Source organism: Nonomuraea corallina, assembly GCF_027620315.1.
In the GTDB taxonomy this organism is placed as follows: Bacteria; Actinomycetota; Actinomycetes; order Streptosporangiales; family Streptosporangiaceae; genus Nonomuraea; species Nonomuraea corallina.
Genome location: NZ_JAPNNL010000008.1, coordinates 1 through 11,730, shown reverse-complemented (window position 1 = coordinate 11,730; position 11,730 = coordinate 1). Strand labels below are relative to the sequence as shown.

Sequence of the window (11,730 nt, the reverse complement as noted above, 5' to 3'; positions counted from 1 at the left end):
CCAACCTAGCCTTCGGCGATCACGTAGGCCATCGCGACGCCCCCGTCGTGGCTCAGCGAGACGTGCCAGCGTTTGACCCCCAGCTCGCGGGCGACCTCGGCGGCCTCGCCGGTGACGCGCAGCTCGGGCCTGCCGTTCTTGTCCCGGTGCACCTCCGCCTCCAGGTGGCTCAGGCCGCGCGGCGCGCCGAGGGCCTTGGCCACGGCCTCCTTGGCGGCGAACCGGCCGGCCAGCGACTGGATCGCGAGACCGCGCTCGGCCGCGGTGAACAGCCTCTCGCGCAGCGCGGGGGTGCGTTCGAGAGCGTCGCGGAAGCGTGCGATGTCGACCACGTCGACCCCGATGCCGAGGATCATCGTCCCAGGCTACTCGCGGCCGATCCGGTCCCCTGACCGTCGGCGCGCGGCGCGCGGTCAGAAGGCGCCGCGCTGCCAGGGGCCCCAGATGGCGATGGAGCGTCCCCGTACGGTCTGCACGTTCACGTAGAGGGTCCGGCCGCCGGGCCCGAACGTGGAGCCGGCGAACTCGGCGCCCGAGTCGCCGCGGACCGGCTCCAGGCGGCAGAAGTCGAAGATCTCCCCGTCGCGGGTCAGCCCGCGCAGGTAGTTGTCGCCCCCGCCGTCCTCGCAGAGCACGAGCGTGCCGCGGTTGCTCACTGTCACGTTGTCCGGCAGGTCGAGCGCGGCGGCGCGGGGAGACTGGTAGACGAGCCTGAGCGTGCCGTTCCACGTCTCGTACGCCCAGACCTGGCCGCGCCCGTCGCCGAAGCCGTCCGGCGGGTCGTCGCCGGGGTCCGGGTCGCCGCCCTGGGTGGAGACGAAGTAGACGGTGCCCTGGTGGTGCACGGCGCCTTCGAGGCGGGAGAAGACGGCGGCGCCGGCCTCCCTGCCCTGGTCGCCGACGGCCCGCTCGGCGGCGGCCCGGGACGTCCCGCGGGGTAAGGAGGGATCGGGGTCGTCGACGTCCACCCAGGTGGCGGCGAACGTCGTGCCGGCGCGGTGGCCTCGGGCCAGGTCGGCGCCGGGCTCGCCGTCGACCGCGAGCATCTGGAGCTTGCCGCCGTCGAGCAGCCGCCCGGCCCGCATGGGGTCCTGTGGCGGGACGTACCGGTAGAAACCGGAGGGGGCGTGGACGTTGTCCTCGGTGAGGTACAGCGTGCCGGTGGAGGGGTCGAAGGCGGCAGCCTCGTGCGCGAAGCGCCCCGCCGCCCTGATCGGCCGGGCGTCGGCGTCGCCCCGCAGCGGGACCTCGAAGACGTAGCCGTGCTTCTCGGCCAGGCGGTTGTTGCCGGGGGCGTCCACGTCGGGGCCGTCGACGGTCTCCTCGCAGCTGATCCAGGCGCCCCACGGCATGGGGCCGCCAGAGCAGTTCCGCATCGTGCCGGTGAGCGACGGGAAGCTCTTGAGCACCTCGCCGTGGCGGGTCACGTGCAGGGTGACGGTGCCGCCGCCGGCCATCCGGTCGTAGGCGCGCTCCGGGTCGCCGAACGCGCCGACCGGGCCGTCGACCTCGTGGTTGCGGATCAGGATCGCGGTGTCGCGCGGGCCGCGGAAGGCGGCCATGCCGTCGTGCCTGCCGGGGACCGTGAAGCCGCCGGGTAAGCGCTCACCGGCCGCGCCGAACGAGCGGTAGCGAAAGCCCTCGGGCAGGTGCAGCCGGACCTCTCCGTCGGCCAGGTCGCGCACCGGCCTCAACCGCCCGTAGCCTCCGCGCGGCCCCTGGCTCCCGATCGGACGGGCTCCGCCGCGCTGCCCGGCGCACGCGACTCCGGCGAACGGCCCCGCCGCCAGCACGGCCGCCCCGGCCAGGAAGCTGCGACGATCCACAGGACCTCCAGAGGGCCTCTCCAGCGGGGGACATCTCGAACAGTAGACCTGGACATCCCCGTCATTCCGGCGAATTCGCCATCCTTCCCCGAACTGATTATCGGTAATCCCCCGATTCGTCCACAGGCTGTGGATACCCCGGCCGTGAACCGACCCGGGCCGCGTCGTTACGCTGCCAGAGTGAACAACGGCTACGTGGAACTGAGCAGGGAGCAGTGGAGCGATCTTCGCAAGAACACGCCCTTGACTCTCACCGCGGACGAGCTCGAAGAGCTGCGCGGCGTCGACGACCCCATCGACCTCACCGAAGTCACGGACATCTATCTCCCGCTGACCCGGCTGCTCAACCTGCACTTCACCGGGTCGAAACAGCGCAGCAGCGTGCTGAGCGCCTTCCTCGGGCATCCCGAGCGGCGCGTGCCGTACATCCTGGGCATCGCCGGCAGCGTCGCGGTCGGCAAGTCGACGACCGCGCGGCTGCTCCACACGCTGCTGGCCAGGTGGCCCGAGCACCCGCACGTCGAGCTGGTCACGACTGACAGCTTCCTCTATCCCAACGCGGTGCTCGAATCCAAGGGCATCATGCACCGCAAGGGCTTCCCGGAGAGCTATGACCGCCGGGCGCTGGTGCGGTTCGTGGCGGAGGTGAAGGCGGGGGCGGCCGAGGTGCGGGCGCCGGTCTACAGCCATCTGGAGTACGACATCGTCCCGGACGCCTACCAGGTCGTGAAAAATCCAGACATCCTCATCATGGAAGGGCTCAACGTCCTCCAGCCCGCCCCGCCCACCTCCCTCGCCGTCAACGACTACTTCGACTTCTCCATCTACGTCGACGCCAAGGTCGAGAACGTCCGCACCTGGTACGTGGACCGCTTCCACAAACTCCGCCGCACCGCCTTCGAAGACCCCAAGTCGTACTTCAAGTTCATCGCCGACATGCCGTACGACCAGGCGACGGACTTCGCCGTCAACGTCTGGCGCGACATCAACGAGCGCAACCTGCTGGAGAACATCGCCCCCACCCGCGGCCGCGCCGACCTGGTCATGCACAAGGGCCGCGACCACTCCGTCCGCAGGGTGGTCCTGCGCCGGACGTAAGCCCCTGAGACGACCCCGGCCGGGACCCGGATGCCGGACTCAGGGATGACACCTATTCATCCCCTGGGACGACGATTCCGAACGACCCCGGCCGGTAGGGTCCGGGGCATGCACATCCTCGCCATCGAGGGGCTGACCAAACGCTTCCCCACCGTCACGGCGCTCGACCGGCTCACGGTCACCGCCGGTCCCGGCGTCACCGGCCTCGTCGGGGCGAACGGCGCGGGCAAGTCGACGCTCATCAAGATCCTGCTCGGCCTGCTGCCCGTCTCCGAGGGCCGCGCCACCGTGCTCGGTCTCGACGCGTTCACCCAGGGCGCCGAGATCCGCAGGCTCGTCGGCTACATGCCGGAGCACGAATGCCTGCCGCCCGACGTGTCCGCCACCGAGCTGGTCGTCCACCTGGCGCGGATGTCCGGGCTGCCCCGCACCGCCGCCCGTGAGCGCGCCGCCGACGTGCTGCGCCACGTCGGCCTCGCAGAGGAGCGCTACCGCCCGATCGGCGGCTACTCCACCGGCATGAAGCAGCGGGTCAAGCTGGCCCAGGCGCTCGTCCACGACCCCAAGCTCATCTTCCTCGACGAGCCGACCAACGGGCTCGACCCGCGTGGCCGCGACGAGATGCTGACCCTGATCAGGCGCATCGGCACCGAGTTCGGCATCAGCGTGCTCGTCACCTCCCACCTGCTCGGCGAGCTGGAGCGGGTCTGCGACCACGTCATCGTCATCGACGCCGGCCGCCTGCTGCGCTCGTCCGCGCTCACCGAGTTCACCCAGGCGACCGAGTCCATCACGGTCGAGGTCGAGGAGGGCGCCGACGCGCTGGCCGGGCGGCTGGCCGAGCTCGGCCAGACCGTCAGCCCGCTCGGCCGCACGCTCCTGGTCGAGGTGCGCGGCCCCGAGACCTACGACGCCGTCCGTGACGCCGCCGCCGACCTCGACCTGTGCCTGATCCGCCTGGAGCAGGGCCGCCAGCGCATCGAGGACGTCTTCAGGGAGGAGGCCGCCCGTGTCTGAGATCTACGACATCGGCTACCGCCACTACGACGGCCCCCGCCTCGGCCGCGCCCACACCACGCTCGCGCTGGGCGTCCACAGCCTGCGCGGCGTCTTCGGGCTGGGCAGGCCCGCCCGATCCAAGATCATGCCGTTCTCGCTGGCGGCCGTCATGATGTTCCCCGTCGTGGTGTCCATCGCCATGATGGCCCTGGTCCAGCAGCGGCTCGGCGACTACAGCGGCTACGCCGTCGTCATGCAGGCCGTGATCGCCATCTTCCTGGCCTCCCAGTCGCCCACCGTGGTCGCCCCCGACCTGCGCCACCGCGTGCTCCCGCTCTACCTCTCCCGCCCGGTCACGATCGCCGAGTACGTCGGAGCCAAGGTCGCGGCCATGACCGTGGCGATGTTCCTGCTGGTGGCGGTGCCGCTGACGGTGATGTTCATCGGCGACCTGCTCGTCGACCTGCCCGGCCCGCCGCCCACGGGCGAGTATCTCGGCGCCGTCGCCATGGCCGCGGTGCTGTCCGTCCTGTTGTCCACCATCGGGCTGGCCCTGGCCGCGCTGACACCCCGGCGCGGGCTCGGCGTCGCCTCGGTGATCACCGTCTACCTGCTGTCCACCGGCGCGGCGCCGATGATCTTCGCCGCCCTCTACTCCACCGGCCACGACGCGGCCGCCGCCTGGGCCTGGCTGATCAACCCCTTCTGGCTGGTCGACGCCGTGCAGGCAGGGTTGTTCGGCACCACCCAGCACATCCCAGAAGGCTCCTACCCCGGCGGCCCGGTGCCCGCCCTCATCGTGCTGGCGCTCATCGCCGCCGCGGTGGCGGTCCTGGCCGCGCGCTACCGGAAGGCGGCCGCACAGTGAAGATCGAGCTCTCCCAGGTCTCCCGCTGGTACGGCAACGTCGTGGCGGTCAACGACGTCACCATGACGATCGGGCCCGGCGTCACCGGCCTGCTCGGCCCCAACGGCGCCGGCAAGTCGACGCTCCTCCACCTGATGGCCGGGTTCCTCGCCCCCTCCGGCGGCACCGTCACCCTCGACGGCACCCAGGTGTGGAAGAACCACCGGATCTACCGCGACATCGGCCTGGTGCCCGAGCGTGAGGGCGTCTACGGCTTCCTGACCGGCTGGCAGTTCGTGCTGTCGGCGGCCAAGCTCCACAGCCTGCCCGACCCGGAGGAGGCCGCCCGCAAGGCCCTGGCCACGGTCGAGATGGAAGAGCCGAAGGACCGCCGGGTCGAGACCTACTCCAAGGGCATGCGCCAGCGGGTCAAGGTCGCCGCCGCGCTCGTCCACGACCCCGGCGTGCTCCTGCTCGACGAGCCCTTCAACGGCATGGACCCGCGCCAGCGGCTCCACCTGATGGACCTCATCCGGGCGATGGGCACCTCGGGCAAGACGATCCTGTTCAGCTCCCACATCCTGGAGGAGGTCGAGCGGGTCGCCCAGCACATCGAGGTGCTGGTGGCGGGCCGCCACGCCGCCTCGGGCAACTTCCGCGACATCCGCCGGCTCATGACCGACCGGCCCCACCTGTTCCGGATCCGCTCCAGCGACGACCGCAAGCTCGCCGCCGCCCTCATCCGCGACGACTCCGCCGGCGGCGTCACTCTCGGCCGCGACGGCCTGGAGGTGCAGGCCACCGAGCTCCGCAGGTTCGCCCGGCTGCTCCCCCAGGTGGCCCGCGCCGAGGGCGTCCGCCTGCACGAGGTGTCACCCGCCGACGAGGACCTGGAGAGCGTCTTCTCCTACCTGATCAACAGGAGCAGCTGACATGAACACCGTCGTGGCAGGCATCACCTACCGGGCGCTGCTGGGCCGGCGCAGGGTCGTCCTGCTGCTCCTGCTCCCCCTCGCGCTGATCGCCCTGGCCCTCATGTTCAGCTTCTTCGGCGGCGAGGACCAGCGCACGACCGTGGACCTGATGCGCGGCTTCGCCCTCAGCACCCTCCTGCCGCTGCTCGGCCTCATCGCCGGCACCGGCGTGATCGCGCCCGAGATCGACGACGGCACCATCATCCACCTGATGTCCAAGCCGATCTCCCGGCCGGTCATCGCGCGGACGAAGTTCGTGGTGGCCGCCTCGCTGGTGGCGGTCTTCGCGGCCGTCCCGACCTACCTGGCCGCCTGGATCCTCGTCGGCTCCGAAGACGGCATCGCCTCCGGCTTCGCCGTCGGCACGCTCGTCGCGGGCATCGCCTACGCGGCCGTCTTCCTGCTGCTCGGCGTCGTCACCCGCCACGCCGTCACGATCGGCATCATCTACGCCCTCGTCTGGGAGGCACTGGTCGGCAGCCTGGTGCCAGGGGCGAGGCGCTTCTCCATCCAGCAGTGGGGCCAGACGGTCGCCGACCAGATCACCACCTCCCCGTTCTTCGAGGCGGAGGTCAGCCTGGGCTTCGCCGTCCCGGCCCTGATCATCGTCACCCTCGCCGCCGTCTTCCTCACCGGCCGACGCCTGCGCTCCTACTCCCTGACGGGCGACGAATGATCGCCGGGTGAACGATCGGCCCACGTGTAACGTTGTGCCATGTCCGCGCGCCTGCTCCAGCTACGCCTGACGAGCTTCAAGACCTTCCGCGACGCTCTTCTGCCGTTGGGTGACATGACTCTGCTCATCGGCCGCAACAGCAGCGGGAAGTCCAACGCTCTCGACGGGCTGGAGGTGCTTTCTCGACTGGCCGAGGGCGGCGACATCGTCGATTCTCTCGACAGCAGACGGGTGGACGAAGGCCCCTTGCGGGGTGGCATCGCGGGCTGCCCACCCCATGGCGCGGACATCTTCCAGCTGGGCTGCCAGGTGCTGAATCCTGAGCGGGTGGGAAATGCCTATTTCCTTATCGAGTTCGATGTCGAGATCCGGGTCCGACCCGAGCCACAGATCATCAGTGAGTCGCTCCGCGCTTTCTCCGGCAAGCTCCGCAACACACGTGACCCGTCAGGGCGCGCCCTCCATACGCTTCTGCACGCCGAGAGATCGTCCGGTAGCAGTGGAAGCATCGAGGCCACCTGGTACAACGGGCGGCGCGGACGCGACCCGAAAGCCGCCTTCCGCTCGTCCCGCCTGCTGACGGCTCAACTCCCCCTCAGGCTGGAGCTCACCACCGAGACTGAGCGCCATGTGGCGACTGCGGCTCAGGATGTTCTTCACACACTGCGCGGTGTCTTCCATCTGGATCCGGTGCCCCATCTGATGCGCCAGTATGTCCCCAGCAGGGACATCCGCCTGCGTAGGACCGCGGAGAACATCTCCGCGGTCGTCGAGCACCTCAAGCAAGTGGACCCGACGGCTTATGAACGCCTTCTGCGGCACGCTCAGGCTCTCGTCGACCACGACATCTCCGGCATCGAACTGATCCGCTCCGAACTCGACGACCTGATGCTCGCGCTCCGAGAGGATGGCGCCACGACCCCTGCCCGCGAGATGAGCGACGGCCTCCTGCGCTTCATAGCCATCGCCACGGCACTTCTCCGCCAGGGCATGGACCTGGATCTCAGCCGGCGAGACCCTGCCGACGGCGGCGCGACGCCCTTGCTCGTCATCGAGGAGTTGGAGAACGGCCTACATCCCTCCCAGGCCTCGCAACTCCTCAGGCTGGTGAAGAGCGCAACCGAAGAGCGCACCGCCCAAATCGTGTTCACCACCCACAGCCCGGCCCTGCTGTCGGCTCTTTCACAAGAAGACCACCGGAGCGTCGTGGTGACCACCCGCGATCGGGCGACGGGGCTTTCCCATCTCACCAAGCTTCCGGATCTTCCCGGCTACCCGAGCCTGATGGCACAAGGCGACCTGGGCGCCATCATCACCTCAGGGCTGCTGGAACAGGGCCCGCCCGAGAACGACCACACCGAGTTCGATCGCCTGATGGGGCTCGGGTGAAAAGCCGCCGGGTCGAATTCGTCGACACCTCAGTCCTGTGCAACCTTCTCAACATTCCGGGCAAGAACCAGGACCGTGAGATGGTCGCCACCCAGCTTGCCGACAAGCGCGCCCACTGCCGGCTCATCCTCCCCGTGACAGCGGTGATCGAGACGGCAATCACATCGCCCAACTGGCCGACGGCCGGCTGCGCCGCCAGTACGCCGACAAGCTCTCCCAGCTCCTGCAGTTGGTCATCGAGGGCAAGGCACCGTGGGTGCTTCATTCTGTGGAGTGGGGGCCGGAGTTCCTGCGAGCGCTCATCGCCGGGGCAGGAACCGGCGTTCCGCTGACCGACCACGTCATGAGCAAGCTCGGCTTGGGAGATCTGTGCATCCTCGCCGAACGTGAGCTCTACCAGAGACGGGTGAGCGGGGTCGAGGCAGGCATCTGGACTCTCGACGACCAGCTCAGGTCTCACGCCTGACCTCCGGGTACGGCGATCCCGTACCCGAAGGCTCAGTCAGGCGCAGACGGTGCGGACCACGTCCGCGAGGCGTTCGGCGACCTTGGTGGCCTGCTCCTCGGAGGAGGCCTCCACCATGACGCGGATCATCGGCTCGGTCCCGCTGGGCCGGATCAGCACGCGGCCCGTCTCTCCCAGTTCGGACTCCGCCTCGGTCACCGCGGCCTTGAGCTCCGGCGCGGCGGCCTTGCCCCGGTCGACGCCCTTGACGTTGATCAGGATCTGCGGCAGCGCCGTCATCACCGAAGCCAGCTCGCGCAGCGACCGGCCGGATCGGGCCACCACCGCCAGCAGGTGGAGCGAGGTGAGCAGGCCGTCCCCCGTGGTGGCGTGGTCGAGCATGATCACATGCCCTGACTGCTCGCCGCCCAGGTTGTAGCCTTCGGCCTTCATCCGCTCCAGCACGTACCTGTCGCCCACCGCCGTCTCGATCACGGTGAGGCCCGCTTCGCGCATGGCCAGCTTGAAGCCCAGGTTGGACATGACGGTGGCGACCACGGTGTCCTTGGCCAGCGAGCCCTGCTCGTGCATGTCCATGGCGAGGATGGCCATGATCTGGTCGCCGTCGACGATCGCCCCGGTGTGGTCGACGGCCAGGCAGCGGTCGGCGTCGCCGTCGTACGCGATGCCGAGATCGGCGCCGCGCGAGACGACGATCTGCCGCAGCCTGTCGAGGTGGGTGGAGCCGTAGCCGTCGTTGATGTTGAGGCCGTCGGGCCTGGCGCCGATGGCCTCGACCTGCGCGCCGGCGCGCAGCAGCGCCTCCGGGGCCACCATGTGGGCGGCGCCGTGGGCGCAGTCGACCACGACGTCGAGCCCGTCGAGCCTGCCCTTGACGGTGTCGAGCACGTGGGTGATGTAACGGTCGGCCTCGCCGTACGCGTCACGCACACGCCCGACGGACGAGCCGACGGGGAAGCTCCACTCCTCGCCGAGCCGCCGCTCGATCTCGTCCTCGACCGCGTCGGACAGCTTGAAGCCGCCCCGGGCCAGGAACTTGATCCCGTTGTCGGGCGCCGGGTTGTGGGAGGCCGACAGCATGACGCCGAGGTCGGCGCCGAGCGCGGCCGTGAGGTGGGCGACGGCCGGGGTGGGCAGCACGCCGAGGCGCAGCACGTCCACTCCGGACGACGCGAGGCCGGCGACCACGGCGGCCTCGAGGAACTCCCCCGAGGCACGCGGGTCCCGGCCTACGACCGCCACCGGCCGCCTGAGGCTGGAGCCGGTGGCGAACACGCCTGCATCGCCGAGGACGTGAGCCGCCGCGACCGAGAGGTCCATGGCGAGCTCGGCCGTGAGGTCGCGTCCGGCGACCCCACGCACCCCGTCGGTGCCGAACAGCCGCGCCAACTTAGCGCTTGCTGTACTGCGGAGCCTTGCGGGCCTTCTTGAGGCCGTACTTCTTCCGCTCCGTGGCGCGGGCGTCACGGGTGAGGAAGCCGGCCTTCTTCAGCGGCGGGCGGTTGACCTCGACGTCCAGGATCGCCAGCGCGCGGGACAGGCCCATGCGCAGCGCACCGGCCTGGCCGGTCACGCCGCCGCCGTCGATGCGCGCGATGACGTCGAACGCCTCCTCGGCGCCGAGCACCACGAAGGGCTCGTTGACGATCTGCTGGTGCACCTTGTTCGGGAAGTAGGCGTCGAGCGAACGACCGTTGATCGTCCACTTGCCGGTGCCGGGGACGATGCGCACGCGGGCGATCGCCTCCTTCCGGCGGCCGGTGCCGTACGAGTTGCCCGTGGTCACGGGCTTGCGCACGGGGGCGTCAGCGCTGGCGGCGGATTCGGTGGTGTACTCGGACGGGAACTCCTCGCTGGAGAAGTCCTCCTGCTCGGCCTCGACGACCGTCTCGACACCGGTGGGCTCAGCCACGGTTCTCCTCTGAAATCTTTCGCTTGCCCCGCCAGGGACAAGGCGTGGGGTCTCCCCCACGACATCAAACTAGGTCCACTCCCCCCGCGTTTCCGGGGGGCATGCGGGGGGCGCCCCCCGCAGGGGGTCTTCTACTGGGCGATCTGGGTGATCTCGAACGGCACGGGCTGCTGGGCCTGGTGCGGGTGCTCGGGACCCGCGTAGACCTTCAGCTTCTTGATCATCTTCCGGCCGAGGGAGTTCTTCGGCAGCATGCCCTTGACGGCCTTCTCGACGGCCTTGTCGGGCCGCTTCTCCATGAGCTCGCCGTAGGTGACGGAACGCAGACCGCCGGGGTAACCCGAGTGGCGGTACGCCTTCTTCTGCTCGAGCTTGTTGCCACTGAGCGCGATCTTGTCAGCGTTGATGACGATGACGAAGTCACCGGTGTCGACGTGGTTGGCGAAGATCGGCTTGTGCTTGCCGCGGAGCAGGGTCGCGACGTGGCTGGCCAGCCTGCCCAGGACGACATCGGTCGCGTCGATGACGTACCACTGACGCTGGACGTCGGCGGGCTTCGGTGAGTACGTGCGCACGGTCGTAGCCTTCTTTATGCTCGCGTCTTCGGCGCGCCGCCGGGAAACAGCGGCGCTTGGGGTCGGTCGGTGCGGGCACACGACGGCCCGGACCTTCCGTCTCCCGGCCCGATGGCCATGATGATGGGAGATGACGCCGGACGCGCCGCGCATCGGTCACGCGGACCTATGCACACAACGAACGAGAGGTTACCCGCCCTCAGGAGGGCAGTCAAAAGACCGGTAACCAGTGGCGATTCTACCTGACCACAGAACGAATCGATTTCGGTTCCTGCAATCCCTTCTTTCCCAGGACCCGACATCCCTATCGTTGGTGGCGGTATGTGGCAGAGTTCTCACACCCGGCACACCCAGCGGACCGTCCGGCGCCGGACGAACCTGGGTGCCGTGGGCCTGCTCGCGGCGGCTCTGTTCACGGGTGTCCTGCTCGGCCGCATGTCCGGCGACTCGATTCCCGACGACCACATCTTCCTGAACGAGACCACGCCGCCCACCACCGCCCAGGCCACCCCGCGCCCCACCCCGCCGAAGGCGCAGCCCCAGGCCGAGCGGGTCCCCCGGCAGGCGACCACCACGATGCCGCGCGCCCAGGCCGAGACCGACGTCCGGCCGACGAAGAGCCCCACCGGAGAGATCCCCGGCTTCACCGACGACGACCCGGTCCGGGTGCTGGGCGACGACCAGTCGATCAGGAGCATGCCCGGCATGGCCGCCGACGTCGTCCGCCTCACCAACGCCGCCAGGGCCAGGAAGGGCTGCCGCCCGCTCACGTCCGATCCCAGACTCACCAGGGCGGCCCGTACGCACTCCATGGAGATGGCCCGGTCCGGGCAGTTCACCCACGAGTCGCCGGACGGCTCCTCGCCCTGGGACCGGATGGAACGGGCCGGATACCGCAACGGCACCGCCGAGAACATCGGCGTCGGCTACTCCTCCGCCGAGGAGGCGGTCCGGGGCTGGCTCGCCAG

At 69.8% G+C, this 11,730-nt stretch carries 13 protein-coding genes; 8 read left to right on the top strand and 5 right to left on the bottom strand.

The features are described 5' to 3' along the window. Positions 1-5 precede the first annotated feature (5 nt). Positions 6-356 carry a holo-ACP synthase gene (locus OUY22_RS03585; protein WP_270153259.1) on the bottom strand — a complete coding sequence of 117 codons (351 nt, stop codon included), beginning with the start codon at positions 354-356 and terminating at the stop codon, positions 6-8. Positions 357-413: 57 nt separating this feature from the next. Next, positions 414-1,826: an alkaline phosphatase PhoX gene (locus tag OUY22_RS03580; RefSeq protein ID WP_270153258.1), complete on the bottom strand. Its 1,413-nt coding sequence runs from the start codon at positions 1,824-1,826 to the stop codon at positions 414-416. A gap of 195 nt (positions 1,827-2,021) precedes the next feature. Here OUY22_RS03580 and coaA point away from each other — a divergent pair, with 195 nt between their 5' ends. From coaA to OUY22_RS03545, 7 genes are all read left to right on the top strand, one after another. Continuing rightward, entirely contained in the window at positions 2,022-2,924 is a 903-nt protein-coding gene (coaA, locus tag OUY22_RS03575; RefSeq protein ID WP_270153317.1) for a type I pantothenate kinase, read from the top strand. A 108-nt stretch (positions 2,925-3,032) separates the two neighbouring features. Further along, positions 3,033-3,941: an ABC transporter ATP-binding protein gene (locus OUY22_RS03570; protein WP_270153257.1), complete on the top strand. Its 909-nt coding sequence runs from the start codon at positions 3,033-3,035 to the stop codon at positions 3,939-3,941. Further along, positions 3,934-4,791: an ABC transporter permease gene (locus tag OUY22_RS03565; RefSeq protein ID WP_270153256.1), complete on the top strand. Its 858-nt coding sequence runs from the start codon at positions 3,934-3,936 to the stop codon at positions 4,789-4,791. The genes OUY22_RS03570 and OUY22_RS03565 overlap by 8 nt, the downstream gene beginning before the upstream one ends. Next, on the top strand, positions 4,788-5,702 hold the full coding sequence (locus OUY22_RS03560) for an ABC transporter ATP-binding protein (protein ID WP_270153255.1): 915 nt from the start codon (positions 4,788-4,790) through the stop codon (positions 5,700-5,702). Before OUY22_RS03565 ends, OUY22_RS03560 begins: the two co-directional genes overlap by 4 nt. Before the next feature lies 1 nt (position 5,703). Further along, positions 5,704-6,420 (top strand): ABC transporter permease subunit, encoded by a 717-nt coding sequence (locus tag OUY22_RS03555; protein ID WP_270153254.1) that lies wholly within the window; start codon positions 5,704-5,706, stop codon positions 6,418-6,420. A gap of 39 nt (positions 6,421-6,459) precedes the next feature. Beyond that, positions 6,460-7,809, top strand: a complete 1,350-nt coding sequence (locus OUY22_RS03550) for an AAA family ATPase (protein WP_270153253.1) — start codon at positions 6,460-6,462, stop codon at positions 7,807-7,809. Between the two features lie 256 nt (positions 7,810-8,065). Continuing rightward, a complete protein-coding gene (locus OUY22_RS03545; RefSeq protein WP_270153252.1) occupies positions 8,066-8,275 on the top strand; it encodes a hypothetical protein in 210 nt (69 codons plus the stop codon). Between the two features lie 36 nt (positions 8,276-8,311). Here OUY22_RS03545 and glmM read toward each other — a convergent pair whose 3' ends face one another. From glmM to rplM, 3 genes are all read right to left on the bottom strand, one after another. Then, on the bottom strand, positions 8,312-9,664 hold the full coding sequence (gene glmM, locus OUY22_RS03540; RefSeq protein ID WP_270153251.1) for a phosphoglucosamine mutase: 1,353 nt from the start codon (positions 9,662-9,664) through the stop codon (positions 8,312-8,314). Between the two features lies 1 nt (position 9,665). Continuing rightward, positions 9,666-10,187, bottom strand: a complete 522-nt coding sequence (gene rpsI, locus OUY22_RS03535) for a 30S ribosomal protein S9 (protein ID WP_270153250.1) — start codon at positions 10,185-10,187, stop codon at positions 9,666-9,668. Positions 10,188-10,318: 131 nt separating this feature from the next. Further along, a complete protein-coding gene (gene rplM / locus OUY22_RS03530; RefSeq protein ID WP_270153249.1) occupies positions 10,319-10,762 on the bottom strand; it encodes a 50S ribosomal protein L13 in 444 nt (147 codons plus the stop codon). Positions 10,763-11,083: 321 nt separating this feature from the next. Here rplM and OUY22_RS03525 point away from each other — a divergent pair. Then, the coding region (locus tag OUY22_RS03525; RefSeq protein WP_270153248.1) for a CAP domain-containing protein at positions 11,084-11,730 on the top strand (647 nt) is incomplete at its 3' end.

Excerpts from the sequence above, each read along its gene's own strand:
- OUY22_RS03585 (WP_270153259.1), bottom strand. The coding sequence starts at position 356 with ATGATCCTCGGCATCGGGGTCGACGTGGTCGACATCGCACGCTTCCGC.
- OUY22_RS03570 (WP_270153257.1), top strand. The coding sequence starts at position 3,033 with ATGCACATCCTCGCCATCGAGGGGCTGACCAAACGCTTCCCCACCGTC.
- OUY22_RS03555 (WP_270153254.1), top strand. The coding sequence starts at position 5,704 with ATGAACACCGTCGTGGCAGGCATCACCTACCGGGCGCTGCTGGGCCGG.
- OUY22_RS03550 (WP_270153253.1), top strand. The coding sequence starts at position 6,460 with ATGTCCGCGCGCCTGCTCCAGCTACGCCTGACGAGCTTCAAGACCTTC.